Annotated in this window: 20 protein-coding genes; 4 read left to right on the forward strand and 16 right to left on the reverse strand. The window is 41.4% G+C overall.

Annotated elements, in window-relative coordinates:
- Positions 1–4: 4 nt before the first annotated feature.
- Complete coding sequence (locus tag NSQ52_RS14945) at positions 5–1,996, reverse strand: methyl-accepting chemotaxis protein (RefSeq protein ID WP_024719706.1); 1,992 nt, start codon at positions 1,994–1,996, stop codon at positions 5–7.
- Positions 1,997–2,152: 156 nt separating this feature from the next.
- Here NSQ52_RS14945 and NSQ52_RS14950 point away from each other — a divergent pair, with 156 nt between their 5' ends.
- Positions 2,153–2,893, forward strand: a complete 741-nt coding sequence (locus NSQ52_RS14950) for a protein-glutamine gamma-glutamyltransferase (RefSeq protein ID WP_008345763.1) — start codon at positions 2,153–2,155, stop codon at positions 2,891–2,893.
- A 21-nt stretch (positions 2,894–2,914) separates the two neighbouring features.
- Here NSQ52_RS14950 and NSQ52_RS14955 read toward each other — a convergent pair whose 3' ends face one another.
- The 6 genes from NSQ52_RS14955 to NSQ52_RS14980 form a co-directional block, all read right to left on the reverse strand.
- Positions 2,915–3,163 carry a hypothetical protein gene (locus NSQ52_RS14955; RefSeq protein WP_017358966.1) on the reverse strand — a complete coding sequence of 83 codons (249 nt, stop codon included), beginning with the start codon at positions 3,161–3,163 and terminating at the stop codon, positions 2,915–2,917.
- Between the two features lie 24 nt (positions 3,164–3,187).
- Complete coding sequence (locus tag NSQ52_RS14960) at positions 3,188–4,219, reverse strand: nitronate monooxygenase (protein ID WP_342473517.1); 1,032 nt, start codon at positions 4,217–4,219, stop codon at positions 3,188–3,190.
- A 14-nt stretch (positions 4,220–4,233) separates the two neighbouring features.
- The gene (locus NSQ52_RS14965) at positions 4,234–4,635 is read right to left on the reverse strand and encodes a secondary thiamine-phosphate synthase enzyme YjbQ (RefSeq protein ID WP_025207889.1); all 402 of its coding nucleotides are present in this window, start codon (positions 4,633–4,635) and stop codon (positions 4,234–4,236) included.
- A 136-nt stretch (positions 4,636–4,771) separates the two neighbouring features.
- Positions 4,772–6,064 carry a hemolysin family protein gene (locus NSQ52_RS14970; protein ID WP_024719710.1) on the reverse strand — a complete coding sequence of 431 codons (1,293 nt, stop codon included), beginning with the start codon at positions 6,062–6,064 and terminating at the stop codon, positions 4,772–4,774.
- 48 nt (positions 6,065–6,112) lie between these two features.
- Positions 6,113–6,787, reverse strand: coding sequence for a zinc metallopeptidase (locus tag NSQ52_RS14975; protein ID WP_024719711.1), 675 nt, complete (start codon positions 6,785–6,787; stop codon positions 6,113–6,115).
- An 81-nt stretch (positions 6,788–6,868) separates the two neighbouring features.
- Positions 6,869–7,093, reverse strand: coding sequence for a hypothetical protein (locus NSQ52_RS14980; protein WP_008345775.1), 225 nt, complete (start codon positions 7,091–7,093; stop codon positions 6,869–6,871).
- 126 nt (positions 7,094–7,219) lie between these two features.
- On the opposite strand from NSQ52_RS14980, the gene NSQ52_RS14985 reads away from it, so the two are divergent.
- Positions 7,220–8,206, forward strand: coding sequence for a potassium channel family protein (locus NSQ52_RS14985; protein ID WP_041091818.1), 987 nt, complete (start codon positions 7,220–7,222; stop codon positions 8,204–8,206).
- Here NSQ52_RS14985 and NSQ52_RS14990 read toward each other — a convergent pair.
- From NSQ52_RS14990 to NSQ52_RS15010, 5 genes are all read right to left on the reverse strand, one after another.
- Positions 8,203–8,604: a YugN-like family protein gene (locus NSQ52_RS14990; protein ID WP_008345780.1), complete on the reverse strand. Its 402-nt coding sequence runs from the start codon at positions 8,602–8,604 to the stop codon at positions 8,203–8,205. The two genes, NSQ52_RS14985 and NSQ52_RS14990, sit on opposite strands and share 4 nt — an antisense overlap.
- 29 nt (positions 8,605–8,633) lie before the next feature.
- Positions 8,634–8,852: a spore germination protein gene (locus NSQ52_RS14995; protein ID WP_024719714.1), complete on the reverse strand. Its 219-nt coding sequence runs from the start codon at positions 8,850–8,852 to the stop codon at positions 8,634–8,636.
- A 317-nt stretch (positions 8,853–9,169) separates the two neighbouring features.
- Complete coding sequence (locus NSQ52_RS15000; RefSeq protein WP_024719715.1) at positions 9,170–10,525, reverse strand: glucose-6-phosphate isomerase; 1,356 nt, start codon at positions 10,523–10,525, stop codon at positions 9,170–9,172.
- A gap of 126 nt (positions 10,526–10,651) precedes the next feature.
- On the reverse strand, positions 10,652–11,824 hold the full coding sequence (locus tag NSQ52_RS15005; RefSeq protein ID WP_342473520.1) for an iron-containing alcohol dehydrogenase: 1,173 nt from the start codon (positions 11,822–11,824) through the stop codon (positions 10,652–10,654).
- A gap of 120 nt (positions 11,825–11,944) precedes the next feature.
- Complete coding sequence (locus tag NSQ52_RS15010; protein WP_017358962.1) at positions 11,945–13,108, reverse strand: iron-containing alcohol dehydrogenase; 1,164 nt, start codon at positions 13,106–13,108, stop codon at positions 11,945–11,947.
- A gap of 144 nt (positions 13,109–13,252) precedes the next feature.
- Here NSQ52_RS15010 and NSQ52_RS15015 point away from each other — a divergent pair, with 144 nt between their 5' ends.
- Positions 13,253–13,489 (forward strand): DUF378 domain-containing protein, encoded by a 237-nt coding sequence (locus tag NSQ52_RS15015; RefSeq protein ID WP_008345792.1) that lies wholly within the window; start codon positions 13,253–13,255, stop codon positions 13,487–13,489.
- A 67-nt stretch (positions 13,490–13,556) separates the two neighbouring features.
- On the opposite strand, the gene yugI is transcribed toward NSQ52_RS15015, so the two are convergent.
- The 3 genes from yugI to NSQ52_RS15030 form a co-directional block, all read right to left on the reverse strand.
- Positions 13,557–13,949 (reverse strand): S1 domain-containing post-transcriptional regulator GSP13, encoded by a 393-nt coding sequence (yugI, locus tag NSQ52_RS15020; protein WP_024719717.1) that lies wholly within the window; start codon positions 13,947–13,949, stop codon positions 13,557–13,559.
- Between the two features lie 198 nt (positions 13,950–14,147).
- Positions 14,148–15,341: an aminotransferase gene (locus NSQ52_RS15025; protein ID WP_039169726.1), complete on the reverse strand. Its 1,194-nt coding sequence runs from the start codon at positions 15,339–15,341 to the stop codon at positions 14,148–14,150.
- A complete protein-coding gene (locus tag NSQ52_RS15030; protein WP_007500517.1) occupies positions 15,342–15,842 on the reverse strand; it encodes an Lrp/AsnC family transcriptional regulator in 501 nt (166 codons plus the stop codon). It abuts the gene before it with no gap.
- Positions 15,843–16,020: 178 nt separating this feature from the next.
- Between NSQ52_RS15030 and NSQ52_RS15035 the strand changes: the two genes are divergently transcribed.
- Positions 16,021–16,845, forward strand: coding sequence for an alpha/beta hydrolase (locus NSQ52_RS15035; protein WP_017358960.1), 825 nt, complete (start codon positions 16,021–16,023; stop codon positions 16,843–16,845).
- On the opposite strand, the gene NSQ52_RS15040 is transcribed toward NSQ52_RS15035, so the two are convergent.
- Complete coding sequence (locus NSQ52_RS15040) at positions 16,842–17,102, reverse strand: DUF1871 family protein (RefSeq protein WP_256688681.1); 261 nt, start codon at positions 17,100–17,102, stop codon at positions 16,842–16,844. The genes NSQ52_RS15035 and NSQ52_RS15040 overlap by 4 nt on opposite strands.
- Positions 17,103–17,170: the final 68 nt, after the last annotated feature.

Consider the following 17,170-nt stretch of genomic DNA (forward strand, 5'->3'; position numbering starts at 1 on the left):
TTTTTTAATCAATTTTAAATTGACTTGTCAGCTCTTTTAGTTCCTCAGCCATATTGGCAAGTGTGACAGAAGAAGACGAAATTTCTTCCATAGATGCCAATTGTTCTTCAGCAGATGCCGCAATATCTTGAATGTTCGCCGCACTTTCTCTTGAAACTTGACGCATCTCTTGCATGGCTTGTGACACAAGTTTTGATCCGCTTGATAGGTCAACCGCTGTATCATTTAATTGAGTGAGTTTTTTCGACATACCTTCTGCCGCCTCATAGATGTTTTGGAAGCTTTCTTTTGCTTCTTCTGTCATCCCAAGTCCTGCATTTACTTCTCGGTTGACAGCTTTGAACATCTCTTGAGATTTGGAAATTTCCAACACAATTTCTTGGATCAGCTTTTCAATTTCTTTCGCTGAATCTGCAGATTGGACCGCTAGTTTTCTGACTTCCTCTGCTACGACAGAGAAACCGCGCCCTGATTCACCTGCTCTTGCTGCTTCTATGGCTGCATTGAGTGCAAGTAAATTCGTTTGATCTGCGATGCCATTAATGACATTTAAAATGCTCGTAATATCTTTAGATTTGTATTCTAATTCTTTCATGACTTGTTCGGCTTCTTGTACAGATGTATCGATATGTTTCATTTGATTCGCTGTGCTTTCAACGATACGTCCGCCTTGTCCAGCCGCTTCTGTCGATTGAATGGAGACAGCAGTCACTTCTGATGAAGTTTGTGACATACCTTGTAATCCTTCATTCATTGCGACAAGCTGATTCGTGCTAGATTCGACTTTCTCATTTTGTGCTTCATTCCCATTTGAGAATTGTTCAATCGACATGGTGATATGCTCTGTCGCCTGACTTGTTTGGCTGGCACTAGCAGTCAGCTCTTCTGAAGCTGAAGCCACATTGTCGACAGATTGCTGGACCGCTCGGATAACTTCACGCAAAGATTCACTCATCTTACTAAAGCTTCTTGTGAGGTCTCCTATTTCATCCTTCGATTTGGTTTCGAGGGTTTCCGTTAGATCCCCTTCACTCACCTTTTCTGAGAAATCAACAAGCCTTCTAAGTCCAATTGTGATGGAGCGAACGATAAAGAAGATCGCAATACCGCCAAGGATAAAAGAAGAAATTAAAAGAATAATGGCAGAATTCCAAACTGGCTGTGCTGCTTCTTCTGTTTCTGATACAAACATCGTTCCAGCAATTTTCCAACCTGTTAAATCATTTGTTACAAAAACGAGACGTTTTTGCTCTCCTTTATTCTCATAAGTTGATGTTCCTTCTTTGCTGCTGTAAAGGATTGATGAAATATTTTCAGTCACTGCAGATCCTGATTTTTCTTCTGGATGAGCGACAATCTGTTTATTTTTATTCGCAATAATTGGATATCCTTCTCGTCCAATTTTAATATCTTTGATTTTATCGACGATATCCTGAACATCAATATCAATCCCAATGGCTCCCGATCCGTCCTTCAGACGCTGAGCGATTGTGACAACCATGCCGTTTGTTGTGGCAGAGATGTATGGATTGGTGACCACAGGTTCACCTTTTTCGTCCTGCATCGCCGCTTTATACCAATCACGAGTTGTTGGATCATAGCCTTTTGGCATGTCTACTTTAGGGAACTGAATAAAGTCACGATTTTTACTTGCTGCATAAAACCCAACCACATCATCTTCATTGATTTTACTGTATATCTCAAAATGCTCATACAGTTCGTCCTGGTTTTTCTTTTTAAAGTCTGCAGCACTGGATGTTTCGGTAAACAGTTTGACTGCGTTCTCCTTATTCAAAAGCTTTTGCTCGATCATGTCATTCAGCTCATTGACTCTTGCGTTTGCTCCGTACATGATTTCATGATCTAATTCTTCTTTGGCAATCTGATATGAAATCGTACTGAGTGTAATGATAGGCAAGACGAGAACAAGTGTGAATGAAATAATCAGCCTTTTAGAAATCGATGGTTTTTTCAACCATTTTATGATACTTTTCATGTTTTTCCTCCTTTTAAACGTTATGTTTTATATCGGACATCTTCATATTATTTTCATGTTTTTCAAATAAAAAGGATGCCTTTTTGTTTATTTTCACAAATTGATTCCTTGCCCAAGCATCCCGCATACGCTAATACAAAAGGGGGCGCTTTTCATATGATTATCCTTTCAGGACAGCCAGTGACAAATGAGCAGCTGGCATCGTTTCAGCTAGAAGGACAAAAGCGGATCATTTTGATGCAGTTACAAGCCTCAAATGATACGTTCCGTTATAGGCAGGCATCTGATTTGTTATTTGAGGTGACTTTAAGATCGAATATCATGAATGCGGCAAGAGATTTGAATAAGAGCGGTGCCTCATTTGCTATCTTTCAAAGGTCCCGTGCGAATGACGCCTATTGGCGTGTATCAGAGGCCGGAGCGTTAGAACTGCGCTATCAAGTCGAGCCATCTACAGGGATTAAAGACATCTTTGAAAATGGCTCAAAATATGCCTTTGAATGTGCCACAGCGATTGTCATTGTGTTTTATATGGGAGTCTTGCAAACGGTAGGAGACGAGAAGTTCAATCGAAGACTTAGAAGTTTAACACTGTATGACTGGCACTATGATACATTGTCCATTTATACAGAGCGCGGAAATGATTTTATTTATGGGGATTGCCTATATTTCGAGAATCCAGAGTTTAGCTATCAACAGTCTCAATGGCGCGGAGAAAATGTGATTTACTTAGGGGAAGATCAATATTATGGGCATGGGCTTGGGATCTTAACAGCTGCAGAGATTATCGATAAATTAAATGCCAGAAGACGGCCAGGGGCGGTTCAGTCCGCTTATTTACTGCCGCAGACTACTAGGATGGATGTTATTTATCTCAGGCAAATGTTTGGCAGCTAAAAAAGGCCTCTTGTCTATAGGTTATGACAAGGGGCCTTTGTATGCCTTACGTTTTCGGTAATCATGGAGCGTGCCAAGCATTGTGTTTGCTAGGATTTCCATTTCTTCTAGATCGTTTCTTGTGACTGGAGGGTCGTGCTGATTCCATTTCACATAACGAACAAAATAGTAATGACGAATGGGGGTAAGAACAGCAGGGGAGTGCGGAAAATCATCAAATAGAAATTCAATTTGTCCTTTTTTCCGATATGAATGTTTTAAGATTTCCATCCTGTCACACCACCCATCATCAAATTATATCTGCGTGAGTTCATGCATGATCTCTTCAACGGTTAAAATGGAATGAATACGGCCAACCCCCTGACCTGCCCAAAGAGCCATTTGTTCTGGGTTTCCTGCAGCAGCTGCCGCTTTTCGCATCGGTGTTGTCCATACATGCTGTATAGGATAAGGAAGAACCCGGTCTTCATTTCGTCTTTCTTCCTCCATCCACTGATTGACAATACCTCTGGCCTTTTTTCCAGAGAAAAGCCGTGTCATCGCTGTTTCACTGCCTTCTGCCTGTAACAGCGCCTTTTTGTACACATCTGCCGCAGCACTTTCTTGACTCGCTAAAAATCGTGTCCCTATTTGAACCGCATCTGCTCCAAGTGCTAGTGCTGCTTTCATAGTGGTCCTGTCTGTGATACCTCCAGCTGCAATCAATGGGATATGACAGACAGACTTGACATCACTGATCAGGGAGAAAAGTCCCTGCAGAGCATCTCCCTTTGAAGGTAAAAAGGTGCCTCGGTGCCCTCCTGCTTCGCTTCCTTGAAGAACAATGGCATCCATTCCTTTTTCTTCTAAAAGCAGTGCTTCTTTTTTTGTTGTAGCTGTTCCGATGAGAAAGATCCCCTTTTGTTTCAGGTGATGAATGGTTTGTTCGTTTGGACAGGCAAATGTAAACGACAAAGCTGGGACTTCTTCTTCTTGAAGAATGTTGATTTTTTGTTCATAGTCCTTCCATAATTCTTCCTCGCTAGGGATTATCTGTGCTTCTGGTATAACAGGCAGCCGATCTGTCCAAAATGATACATCTTCTGTTTTCGTTTCTGAAATGGGTTCAGGGACAAACACATTCACTTGAAATGGACGAGATGTCAGCTGTTTGACCTGTCTGATTTGCTGCCTCATCTTTTCAGGTTGTACATAACCACTTGCTAAGCTGCCGAGACCGCCATATTGTGAAACAGCGGCGACAAGCTGCGGCGTCACCGCTCCTCCTGCCATTGGTGCTTGAATGATGCCATGTTCAATTTGAAGTAACGCTGTGAATTCTCCCATCTTCTCCCCCGCCCTTACTCGTTAGATGACACCTGTACATAAAAGTGACGATGTCTCGGTCCGTCAAACTCACAAAAATAGATTCCCTGCCACGTTCCAAGCACAAGATCACCATGATGGACAAGAACGTGCTGAGATGCTCCCATATAACTAGCTTTCATATGCGCTGCTGTATTGCCTTCCATATGACGATCTTTTGAATGTTCCCACGGAAAGACTTCGTCAAGCCGGCGCAGCATATCACGTTTGACGTCTGGGTCGGCATTTTCATTAATGGTGATTCCAGCCGTCGTATGTGGACAATAGACCATAACCGTTCCGTTTTGAATCCCAGTTTCCCGGACATATTGCTGAACTTCATGGGTAATGTCTATCATGTCATCGTGTTTGTCTGTTTGTACGTTGATTTTTTTCATTTCACTGGCTCCTTTTGATCATGTCTATAAAACCATACCCTTTTTATGTGAAACCAATCACTGCCGGTTGGCAGAAACAAATCTTCTTACCTAAAGTTTACCAAGCAAAAAAACCTCGTCAATAGCTCCGAGGTTTTTAGGAAAAGTGAACCTTTTTTACTTCTATGGTTCGAATATGATGATCTTCTGCATCGACAATTTTAAATTCACAGCCTTCTGCTTCAATGATATCTCCAATGTCAAAATCAATTTTATGCGTCATCATCCAGCCGGCAATTGTATCAACATCATCATTTTCAATCGCTAAATCCAATAAATCATTTACTTCATCGATCAAAGCTTTCCCATCCATGACATAGTGGAAGTCACCTTTTTTCACAATATGCGGGGTTTCATCTTGATCATATTCATCTCGAATCTCGCCCACAATTTCTTCTAATATGTCTTCAACTGTGACGAGACCTGCTGTTCCGCCGTATTCATCTACAAGCACCGACATATGAATCCGTTCCTTTTGCATCAAAATCAACAGTTCTTGAATCGGTGTACTTTCAATGACACGAATGACAGGGCGCATTAAGTCTTCAATGGACACCTCTTGGTTGAGAAAACTTGCTTTAAATACGTCTTTGCTATTGATCACACCAATGACATGATCTTTGTCTTCTTTAATGACAGGATAACGTGTATACCTTTCGTTCAGCATATAATGCGTCACGTCTTCCAGGCTCTGTTCAATTTCAATGGCAGAGATTTCTGTGCGCGGGATCATGATCTCTCTCGCCACTCGGTTATCAAATTCAAATATTTTATTGACATATTTGTATTCAGATTGGTTGATTTCGCCCTTTTCGTAGCTTTCAGACAGGATGAGACGCAATTCTTCCTCACTGATCGCCACTTCATGTTCTTTGACAGAATGAAAACCAAATAATTTCACAATGCCTCGTGCAGCCCCATTTAATGCTTTAATAAACGGGTACATGACTTTATAGAAAAAAATAAGAGGTTTTGCCGTCACAAGACTGACGGCTTCTGCCTTTTGAATGGCAATCGTTTTGGGAGCAAGTTCCCCAACGACAACATGCAAAAACGTAATGATCACAAAGGCAATGATAAACGATATGATGTCTGTCAAAGCGGAATGAAGCCCTGCCTTTTCAAAAAGCGGATGCAGGAAATGTTCCACTGTTGGCTCCCCTAACCACCCTAAGCCTAATGCCGTGATGGTAATGCCAAGCTGACAGGCAGATAAATATTCATCAAGGTTGGTTGTCAGTTTTTGAACATGAATGGCTCTCTTATCACCGCTTTCAATCAGCTGATTGATTTTTGAGCCTCTAATTTTCACAATCGCAAATTCAGTGACAACAAAAAATGCTGTCGCAGCAATGAGTAATAGGACTAAAAATACGTTTAAAATATACAAAAAAACCCTTACCTAACACGGGTAAGGGCTCACCTCCTCTGGCGTCAATTAATCATTACGGCCATTTAGGAAGATCATTACAAAACGGAGCAATTCAAACAGGGAGACAAGGGCCGCTGCTACGTACGTAAGAGCTGCGGCATTTAACACCTTGTTCACGCCTCTTTCTTCACTGCTTCTAATGATTCCTTCTGAAACAATGATATTCTTTGCACGAGAACTTGCGTTAAACTCAACAGGCAATGTCACTAGCTGAAAGAATACAGCAGCTGAGAACAGAACGATCCCAAGCCCGATTAAGTTAAGGCTGCCGAGCAATAATCCACCTAGGAAAAGAAGCGGGGCAACACCAGATGCAAAGTTCACGACAGGGAAGATCTTATGTCTCAAGACAAGCGCACCATAGGATTCCTGATGCTGCAAGGCATGTCCAACCTCGTGTGATGCGACTGAAATGGCCGAAATAGAATGGCCATAATACACTGGTTCAGATAAACGAACCACACGCTGCGTCGGGTCGTAATGATCAGTCAAAGTTCCTCTTACCGGTTCAACGGGTACATCGTATAACCCGTTGCGATCTAAAATATATCGAGCGGTTTCAGCACCTGTTTTCATACTGGCAGCTTCAACCTTTGAATACTTTTCAAAATTATTCTTTACTTTAAATTGTGCCCAAAAAGACAATCCCAATGCGGCAAATGTTAAAAAATAAAAAAACAGCATGCTCATCAGCTTCCTTTTTATTTTATATATTTATTTACAATTTTAATGACTTTTATGTAACGTGTACAGCAAAAAGCACTAGGTCTTTTTAAGGGGAATCACTACACCAATGAAAAAGAAGAACATTCCGATGCATGCTGTATAAAATGTCACCGTTCCATATAGGTCTTGAAAAAAACGAAGCCACGAAAAATCATTCATAAAATGGTTCACCGCATTTAAATCAAACACGAGTAAAATCACCGCAGATGATAAAAAGTGTGCGCCGATAAAAAGAAGTACGGTCTTTTGAACAAACGACATTCGCATTCCCTCCTTCTTCTCTCTTATTTTAAGATATGGGTTCTGTTTCAATACATGACGATGATGAAAAATTGTTTCCTAATCGGGCATACTGACATTAGCAGTCTCCCTGAAAGGACGAGTTCGATGAAATCAAACCGTATCTTCATTGCCTGGCTAAGATGGCCTCTTTATGTTCGCATTGCGATCATCATCTGTTTCTTGCTTCTCTTTTTTGGACAATTAATCGTCATACTTGAACCAAAGCAGTATCATACGATCTTTGATGGGATCTGGTGGGCTCTCATTACAGTCGCGACGGTAGGCTATGGTGATTTTGTGCCGCAAACCATGCCTGGGCAAGTAGCAGGGATGGCGCTTATTTTGATCGGCGCCAGCTTTGTCACTGCATATTTTGCCACGCTTGCTGCCGCTGTATTTAGCAAACAGCACCATTATGTAGAGGGGAAGGTGGCTTTCAAGGGGAAGGGACATCTCATCATTGTCGGCTGGAATGAGAAAACGAACAAACTGCTTCAATCGTTTCAAACCATTGATCCCGCCATGCCGATTGTACTCATTGATGATTCCTTAAAGGAAGGACCTCTTTTAGAGAATGTCCATTTTATTAAAGGCCATGGTACAGAGGATGCCACACTTCGCAGAGCAAATATTATGAGTGCTGATACATTGATGATTACCGCAGACCAGCATGAAAATGAAGTGACGGCTGATATGCAGAGTGTCTTAACCTTGCTTGCCGCAAAAGGATTAAATCCTTCGTTATATTGTTTAATTGAAATTTTAACCGATCGCTATGTGAAAAATGCTGAGCGTGCTGGAGCCAATCAAGTCATCCATACTTCTGATGCCGTGAATCATTTAATGGTGGAGCATTTTCTTTTAAAAGAACAGCTCATGGCGTTAAAAATAAAAAGAAACATGACCCTCCATAAACAGATCACTATCATTCCAGTACCAGCTTCATTAGCTGGAGAGACATTCTTAACGGCACTTCATCACTTTTTAGAGCATCATGTGATCATTGTAGGCGTACAAAAAAAAGAAGGACCCATGATGAATCCTCCTTTTGGATATGAGCTTCATCCAGAGGATGAGCTGATCAGCTTTTAAAGCAGTGCATCTTCTAATTCTTTGACGAGTGAAAAGCCAATTTCAGCGTAAGCCTTTGACACATCCCCGTCTTTCTCTTTCGGTTCTTGGAATTGGTTAAAAGATGCCCCTACATTTCCAACCATCGCATGGTCATCTAATTTATCTTGATAGACATGCTTTAAGAGAAATGGATGTCCCATTTTCACCACAACGCCTGGCTGATCCAGCTGTCCTTTCTCGGCTGTAAACGGAACTCTGAGAAAGGTATAGCCGTCACGGTTGTCAATTTTATAATCAAAATATCCATGATCATAATCCCAATTCCCATTAATGACATATCCGAGCGGCTTCATATTTTCTTCTAAATGGTACAGTGAAAAGCTTTCACCAGTCAGCCTAGATGGTACATGAATCATACAGAACCCTCCTTTTTGTATAGGGTTCGTTAAAGAGAGGAATTCATACATTTGCCTTTCGTGATTTGCACATTGTTTGTAAAAGCAGCATCAAATAAGCTTTGGCTGGATGATGCATTTGTCTCGTTCACACTGCCCGCTCCTGATGTTTCTTTCGTAGCACTCATTGGACAAATCCGCCCAACATTCCCAAAGTTAACGATGGCCTGCCCGGAAATGTCATGGATATAAATATGATTTGTTCTCATTGCTTCATCAACCTCCTCCATTGATTATTCTATGTACAGAGCTTAGGGAGGCTTGCACTGACACCATGAGAACATAAAAAAAGGCACACCTTATGCAAAGATGTGCCTTAGCGTGTAGACAAACCCTCGCATTCGTTGTCAGTCCTGCGCACTGGTGCTCACGAATGTCAAATTCGCTCCGCTCCAGTGCTCGTCCTTCCTAGACTTCAAAGGTTTTCTATCACGCTAAAAAGAAGACAAAGGGCTAAAATACAGTTCATTTTAGCCCTTTGTCAACAATCTGAGGCACACCTTATGCTAAGATGTGCCTTTTATTCTTATGATTGTTTGAGACGGCTCTCAAGTTCTGCCTTTTTCTCTTCGAAGCCCGGTTTTCCTAATAAAGCAAACATGTTCACTTTATACGCTTCTACTCCAGGCTGGTCGAATGGATTGACGCCTAGTAAATACCCAGACATCGCACAAGCTTTTTCGAAGAAGTACACGAGATATCCGAATGTATAAGCATCCATTTCAGGAATTGTCACAATCAGGTTCGGTACTTTTCCATCCGTATGAGCAAGCATTGTGCCTTCAAATGCTTTTTTATTGACGAAATCAACCGTTTTTCCTGCAAGATAGTTTAACCCATCAAGGTCTTGTTCTTCTGCTTCGATGACAAGTTCATGTCGTGGCTTGTCTACATTCACGATGGTTTCAAACAAGTCTCTTCTTCCTTCTTGTACATATTGACCAAGTGAATGAAGATCCGTTGAGAAGTTCGCAGATGAAGGATAGATTCCTTTTTCATCTTTCCCTTCACTTTCGCCGAATAACTGCTTCCACCACTCCGCAAAGTACTGTAAGCCTGGCTCATAGTTAATCAGCATTTCAATTGTCCGTCCTTTATTGTAAAGAACATTACGGACAACCGCATATTGATAAGCCGCATTTTCTGAGAGCTCAGATGATGCGAAGTCTTCACTTGCTTTCGCAGCACCTTCCATCATTTGATCAATGTCTGCACCGCTTACAGCGATTGGCAATAGACCAACTGCTGTTAAGACGGAATAGCGTCCGCCAACGTCATCAGGGATGATAAATGATTCATAGCCTTCTTCAGTTGCTAATGTTTTGAGTGCCCCGCGTGCCTTGTCAGTTGTTGCATAGATGCGTTTTTTCGCTTCTTCAGCACCATATTTTTCGATAAGGAGCTTTTTAAAGATACGGAACGCAATGGCTGGCTCTGTTGTTGTACCAGATTTTGAAATCACATTAATGGAGAAATCGGCATCTTCTAGCAGATCCATTACATCTGTTAAATAAGAAGAACTGATGTTGTTTCCAATAAAGATGATTTGCGGTGTTTTGCGTTTGCCTTTTGGCAAACTATTATAGAAAGAATGGTTTAAAAACTCAATGGCCGCACGTGCGCCAAGATAAGAACCACCAATTCCAACAACGAGTAATACATCAGAATCAGATTTAATCTTTTCTGCACTTTTTTTAATGCGGGCAAATTCTTCGCGATCATATTGCTTCGGTAAGTCAACCCAGCCTAAATAATCACTGCCAGTACCCGTTTGTTCATGAATATTATGATGGGCCACCTTCACAAAATCTTTTAAATATGTAAGCTCATGTTCTTGAAAGAAAGGTAACGCTTTCGAGTAGTCAAATTGAATATGTGTCATCGCTTGTAAGCCCTCCATTACGTTAGTTCTGTCCCTTTCACTTTAGCGGAACTAGCTATTGAAATCAAGTGATCGTCATTGGTACAGCAAAAAGCCGCTCCTCATGAAGAGAAGCGGCCATCCAAATTATAGAGAAGCTTTCAAAATCGCTAAAATGTCATCACGGTCAAGTTTCATAAAGTTACCAAAACCACCATATTCCATTTCTTTTGTTGCGATGTCAGCAATTTTGTCCAGTTGATCTTCACCAATATCATAATCCGCTAAACGACTCGGTGCACCGAGGCTTGTCCAGAAGGCTGATAGCTTGTCAATTCCTTCTAATGCGATGTCACGATCCGATTTTCCTTCTGTCTCAATGTCAAACATGTTCAACATGAGGTTTTTAAAACGTTCGACATTATGATCAAGTGTATGACGCATCCAGTTTGGGAAGAGGATCGCAAGTCCACCTGCATGCGGAATGTCATAGACTGCTGATACTGCATGCTCAATCGTATGTGATGCCCAGTCGCCAAAATAGCCCATTTGCAGCGTGCCATTTAAAGCAATTGTTCCTGCATAAAGGATGGTTTCACGGTGCTCATAGTTTTGTAAGTCTTCAAGTAGCTTTGGTGCTGTCTCAATGACTGTTTGAAGAACAGCAAAACACATCCGATCTTGTAGAGGCGTGTTTTTGACATTATGGAAGTATTGTTCAAACACATGGCTCATCATATCAACCATGCCATACACCGTTTGATTCTCTGGCACAGAATATGTGTGCTCAGGATCTAAAATTGAAAAAGCAGGGTGCGTGACTGAACTGCCCCACACGTACTTTTCATTTGTTTCCCAGTTTGTGATAACAGAGTCTGGATTCATTTCTGAACCAGTTGCCGCAAGTGTCAATACTGTGCCAAATGGCAGTGCTTTTTGAGCGGTCGTTTTCTTTGAAATAATATCCCATACATCCCCGTCATATTCAGCTCCAGCTGCAATGGCTTTTGTACAGTCGATGACACTTCCCCCACCAACTGCTAATAAGAAATCAATGTTCTCATTTTGGCAAATGTCGATCCCTTTTTGCACTGTAGTGAGACGAGGGTTCGGTTCAACTCCTGACAGTTCAAATACGTCAGCCTCTGCTTCATTTAAAGCGCTGATGACCTTATCATAAAGACCATTTTTCTTAATACTGCCTCCACCATATACAAGAAGCACTCGCTTTCCATAACGAGCGAGTTCGCTTTTTAGTCCGTCTAGTTGTCCTTTTCCAAACATCAATTTCGTTGGATTATAGTAAATAAAGTTTTCCATCTGTTCTACATCTCCTTAAAACATTTATATCCAAAAACATGAAAGACTACTGTAACATATGTGCATGCAGAACTCAAAAAAAGATAACTGCTTAAAAGCAGCTATCTTTTCCATGTTCGATTATAAAGAAGCATTTAATATAGCTAGAACATCTTCTTTGTTCAGCTTTTTAAATTGGCCAAATTCACCACGTGCCATTGCACGGTCTGCAATCAGATCAATTTTCTCATCGTTGATGTCATAGTCAGCTAAACGGTTTGGTGCGCCTAGACTTGTCCAGAAAGCAGAAAGTTTTTCGATTCCTTCTAAGCCAACTTCTTCGTCTGTTTTGCCCGCAGGATCTACATCGAATACACGCACTGCTAATTGCTTGAAGCGACCTGGGTTTTCTTGAATGACATGCTTCATCCAGTTCGGGAACAAGATCGCAAGTCCGCCTGCATGAGGGATGTCATACACCGCGGATACCGCATGTTCAATATTGTGAGATGCCCAGTCTCCGCGTGCCCCCATTGAAAGCATTCCATTCAGTGCAATGGTGCCTGTGAATAAAATCGTTTCACGAAGCTCATAGTTTTCCAAATCATTGATCAGCTTCGGTGCTGTCTCAATGACCGTACGAAGAAGTCCTTCACACATACGATCTTGGTAAGGTGTATTCTCCGTGTGATGGAAATATTGTTCAAATACGTGAGACATCATGTCGACCATGCCATAAATCGTATGGTTTTTTGGCACAGTAAATGTATTGACTGGGTCAAGAATAGAGAATTTAGGGAAGACAGCTGGACTGCCCCATCCGTATTTCTCATTTGTTTCCCAGTTTGTGATGACGGAGCCAGAGTTCATTTCAGAACCTGTCGCGGCAAGTGTTAATACTGTACCAAATGGGATGGCTTCCATTGGGACATGCTTACGAGTGACGATATCCCAAGCATCTCCATCGTATTTCGCACCAGCTGCGATCGCTTTTGTTGCGTCAATGACACTACCGCCGCCGACTGCCAATATAAAGTCAATTTGGTTCTCTTTGCAAAGCTCGACCCCTTTTCTAACCGTTGTTAAGCGCGGGTTTGGCTCAACACCAGCAAGCTCAGTGATTGCAGCTCCTGATTCTTTTAAGATGCTGACAACTTGGTCATAAAGGCCATTTCGTTTAATGCTGCCTCCACCATATACAAGCAATACGTTTTTTCCGTAGTGTTTTAGTTCATCTGAAAGGGCTGATACTTCTCCCTTTCCAAAAATTAATTTCGTTGGGTTCCAATAAGTAAATCGATCCATGTGATCTCCTCCTCGCGCTACATTATGCGCTTCTTTCATTCCAAAAGTAAAGTAATTTGCTTTCATCCATTTTCTTACGCATAGTTTGGCTAAAAATCTGCAAAATATAAATGTATTGATACTGTAGCGAAAGGAGGAATCACGATGAGTGCTATTCAGCGTATTGCCCTCGTGCTCACGATTATCGGTGCTATTAACTGGGGACTAATCGGCTTTTTTCAATTTGACTTAGTAGCAGCGATCTTTGGCGGTCAAGGTGCTGCATTATCACGTATTATTTATGGTCTTGTTGGAATTGCAGGTCTTGTCAATCTTGGTCTGTTGTTCAAACCTAGTGAAGAAGCTGTCCGCCGTGACGAGCCAAATCCAGAGGTCCGCTAATGAAAAAGACATAAAAAAAAGACTGCCTATGAGGCAGCCTAAGGCACCGTTTGAAGCGGTGCTTTTTTTATTTCTTGATAAGGTCTTTACGGTTAGATTGCTCAATCCACTCTTCAAGTTTATCTTTCAGTGTATTGAAACCTTGTGGTGCAGCAGCTTCTTCTTTCGCTTGCTGTGGTCTTTGTTTCTTTGGTTTGCTTTCTTTTCTTTCAGGTGCATCTTGTGTCGCACGGATAGAAAGGCTGATTTTACCTGCATTTTCATCAACAGAAAGAACTTTTACTTGTACTTCGTCACCAATTGAAAGGTGCTCGTTGATGTCTTTTACAAAGCCATGTGTTACTTCAGAAATATGCACAAGTCCTTGAGTTTCTTCATCTAATGCAACAAACGCACCATACGCTTGTAATCCTGTTACTTTACCAGTGTAAACACTGCCTACTTCAAACTTTGTCGCCATGATAACAACTCCTAAATAAATGTTTTAATATTCGTTTATACGCAATTAAAAACTATATCACAGAACGCTCTTTTACGCAAAATATTTTTTAATTGGGTTTAGATCAGTTTAAAAGGGGGAATACCTGAAAACAAGAATGCTTTCTAGTATTCCCCCCTAATTTGAGAGGCATGAGTCCAGATGGATTGATGCCTTTTTTTATTTTAAGATAGCAGGTGCTTCTTCTTTCACTTGTCTATTCTGTAAAAAACGCTGGATTCTTGAAAGTGATTCTTGCAAGTGATCGAGTGATGACGCATATGAACAACGAATATGTCCTTCACCACTTGGACCGAATACATTTCCAGGGACAACCGCTACTTTCTCGCTAAGCAGCAGCTCCTCGGCAAATTGTTCTGAAGTCATGCCTGTGCTTTTAATGGACGGGAAAGCGTAAAACGCTCCGTTTGGCTGGTGGCAAGTGAGTCCAAGTTCATTGAGAGAGCCGACAAACAAATTACGGCGCCTTCTGTAGCTTTTCTTCATTTTCTCCACATCTTCAAGTCCATTTTTTAATGCTTCTTCTGCGGCATATTGTGCCATAGCTGGTGCACACATCATAGAATATTGATGTATTTTCAGCATGGCATCACGGAGGACTGGCGGTGCTGCCACATAGCCTAAGCGCCAGCCCGTCATAGCGAATCCTTTTGAAAAGCCTGAAATCAAAATCGTTCTTTCCTTCATATCTTGAATCGCCGCCACACTCGTAAAAGCTTCATCGTACGTCAGCTCTGCATAAATCTCATCTGTGATGATTAAAAGATCATGCTCCTTTGCAAACTGAGCAATATCTTCAAGCTCTTCTTTCGAGTAAACAGACCCTGTTGGGTTTGATGGAGAGCATAGCAAGATGGCTTTTGTTTTCGGCGTCAGCTTCGTACGAAGATCAGCAGAATCGGCTTTAAAATCTTTTTCAGCCGATGTACTTAAATAAACCGGTACACCGCCCGCAAGTGTCGTAAGAGCCCCATATGCGACGAAACAAGGCTCTGGGATGATTACTTCGTCCCCGTTGTTTAAAATGGCGCGAAAGGCCAAATCAAGCGCCTGGCTGCCGCCAACGGTAATAATGAGTTCTTCTTCAGGACTGTACTCAATGTGAAACCGCTTATATAAATAATGGCTCAATTCTTTTCGCAAAGAGAGCAGCCCAGCATTTGCTGTATAAGAGGTCAGTCCTTGCTCTAAAGACATAATACTGGCTTCTCTCACATTCCAAGCTGTCACGAAATCCGGTTCGCCGACCCCGAGGGAGATAACCCCTTCCATTGTGGCTGCCAAATCAAAGAATTTCCGAATACCTGACGGCTGAATGCTTTGTACCGTTTCAGATAAATAAGACTTTTTCATTTAAGGAGACACCACGATTCTTTTGTCATCGTCCCCTGTTTCAAAGACTTTCCCATCATGCTTATATCTTTTCAAAATAAAGTGGGTAGTGGTTGAAACAACAGAATCAAGTGTCGATAATTTTTCAGATACGAAGCGGGCGATATCAGACATGGATCTTCCTCTGATCACAACAGATAAATCATACACGCCTGACATTAAATACACGGACTCCACTTCTTGGAACCTGTAAATGCGTTCAGCAATTTCATCAAAACCGACGCCTCTTTTTGGGGTCACTTTCACATCAATCATCGCTGTAACACCTTCGTGTCCGTCTACTTTTCGCCAGTCAATCATGGTCGAATAATCAATAATGACTTTTTGATCTTCCAGCTTTTGAATAATGGCTTCTGCTTCTTCTGATGTCACACCTGCCATTTTTGCAATTGTATTTAAATCGGCGCGGCTGTTTTCATCTAAAATCTCTAATATTTCAGTTTCTTTTTCGGTTAGTTTCATTGATTTCACACCTCTGATTGTAAAAAGCTAGTTTTAAAAAATCTTCTGAACATTATAGCACGTTTTTCCCGTTATGCTAAGCAGGGAAAAGATTCTAATCGTAGCTTAAAATCCACTTTTTAGGGTACAATACAGTCACCTAACAGAGAGTGAGTATCAAATATCGGAGTTGATGAGTGTGGACATTGTACAGCCATCCTATATGAAAAGTAAATTCGGTTTAGATATCTATTACGAACACTATCCAAATGAAGGTAAGAAGACATTGATTTTGATTCACGGCCTTTTCTCATCTACCTTCAGCTATCGAAAGCTCATCCCGCTTCTGAAACAAGACTTCAATTTAATTGCGATTGATCTGCCTCCATTCGGGCAGTCCGAAAAATCAAATACGTTCATTTACAGCTATCGGAACATGGCAAAAATCATCATTGAACTAGCTGGTTATTTGCAGATTCAGCATGCGATCCTCGTGGGGCATTCCATGGGGGGACAAATTGCTTTATATGCTGCCTCTGAGCGTCCCGACCTATTTGAAAAAGCCGTTCTTTTATGCAGTTCAGGGTATATGAATAAGTCCAAAAAGTCGCTTGTTTACAGCACTTATATTCCTTATTTTTATCTCTATTTAAAAAGAAAGTTGTTCAAGCAAGGTATTATGAAAAATTTAACCGCTGTTGTGCATGATCATTCGATTATTGATCAAGAGATGGTGGACGGATATTTAAAGCCTTTTTCAGATGACCAAATTTTCAGAGGTATTTTTCGTTTGATTCGGCACAGGGAAGGCGATTTAGCGTCAGATGTCTTAAAGAAAATGGAGACACCTGTCCTGCTGATTTGGGGGGAGGAAGACCGGATCGTTCCTATTCAAATTGGCGAAAGACTGCACAAAGATCTGCCGCATTCAACCTTTCACGCATTAAAAAAAACCGGGCACCTCATCCCTGAGGAAAATCCGGTCTTTGTGTCTGATCAAATTGGTCATTTCAGCCTGTCTTAAAACGAGCAGGAGCTAGTTTCTCTTATCATAAAAAGCTGATTTGCGATATGCTGACAGCTTTCCATCGGAAGAAGCTGATCAAATGAGTGATGGTAAATGGCTTGAATGTCTTTCGCGAAAGATAACGGGTCTTCTGCGTCGTATAAGGCACTGATGACGTCAGCAGGCTCCGTTTCGTAAAAGTCCTCTCCATACTGAAAAGGGTCCCATTGCTTAATGATTTGAATCATCTCTTCTACAGCTTGACTATCTTTCATGGGGATCACCGCTTATAATAAATTTTGTGATGTTTATTTTAGCACAACCAAGAGTGGTTGAAAAACGG

Origin of the sequence: Bacillus sp. FSL W8-1141 (genome assembly GCF_038593205.1) — a bacterium.
Taxonomy (GTDB): domain Bacteria; phylum Bacillota; class Bacilli; order Bacillales; family Bacillaceae; genus Bacillus; species Bacillus altitudinis.

Coding starts and splice junctions, on each gene's coding strand:
- NSQ52_RS14980 (WP_008345775.1), bottom strand. CDS start 7,093: ATGTCGTTTGTTCAAAAGACCGTACTTCTTTTTATCGGCGCACACTTT.
- NSQ52_RS14995 (WP_024719714.1), bottom strand. CDS start 8,852: ATGAGAACAAATCATATTTATATCCATGACATTTCCGGGCAGGCCATC.
- NSQ52_RS15030 (WP_007500517.1), bottom strand. CDS start 15,842: ATGAAACTAACCGAAAAAGAAACTGAAATATTAGAGATTTTAGATGAA.
- NSQ52_RS14985 (WP_041091818.1), top strand. CDS start 7,220: ATGAAATCAAACCGTATCTTCATTGCCTGGCTAAGATGGCCTCTTTAT.
- NSQ52_RS14955 (WP_017358966.1), bottom strand. CDS start 3,163: ATGGAAATCTTAAAACATTCATATCGGAAAAAAGGACAAATTGAATTT.
- yugI (WP_024719717.1), bottom strand. CDS start 13,949: ATGGCGACAAAGTTTGAAGTAGGCAGTGTTTACACTGGTAAAGTAACA.
- NSQ52_RS14945 (WP_024719706.1), bottom strand. CDS start 1,996: ATGAAAAGTATCATAAAATGGTTGAAAAAACCATCGATTTCTAAAAGG.
- NSQ52_RS14960 (WP_342473517.1), bottom strand. CDS start 4,219: ATGGGAGAATTCACAGCGTTACTTCAAATTGAACATGGCATCATTCAA.
- NSQ52_RS15040 (WP_256688681.1), bottom strand. CDS start 17,102: ATGAAAGATAGTCAAGCTGTAGAAGAGATGATTCAAATCATTAAGCAA.
- NSQ52_RS15025 (WP_039169726.1), bottom strand. CDS start 15,341: ATGAAAAAGTCTTATTTATCTGAAACGGTACAAAGCATTCAGCCGTCA.
- NSQ52_RS15000 (WP_024719715.1), bottom strand. CDS start 10,525: ATGACACATATTCAATTTGACTACTCGAAAGCGTTACCTTTCTTTCAA.
- NSQ52_RS14965 (WP_025207889.1), bottom strand. CDS start 4,635: ATGAAAAAAATCAACGTACAAACAGACAAACACGATGACATGATAGAC.
- NSQ52_RS14950 (WP_008345763.1), top strand. CDS start 2,153: ATGATTATCCTTTCAGGACAGCCAGTGACAAATGAGCAGCTGGCATCG.
- NSQ52_RS15005 (WP_342473520.1), bottom strand. CDS start 11,824: ATGGAAAACTTTATTTACTATAATCCAACGAAATTGATGTTTGGAAAA.
- NSQ52_RS15010 (WP_017358962.1), bottom strand. CDS start 13,108: ATGGATCGATTTACTTATTGGAACCCAACGAAATTAATTTTTGGAAAG.
- NSQ52_RS14990 (WP_008345780.1), bottom strand. CDS start 8,604: ATGATTCATGTACCATCTAGGCTGACTGGTGAAAGCTTTTCACTGTAC.
- NSQ52_RS15015 (WP_008345792.1), top strand. CDS start 13,253: ATGAGTGCTATTCAGCGTATTGCCCTCGTGCTCACGATTATCGGTGCT.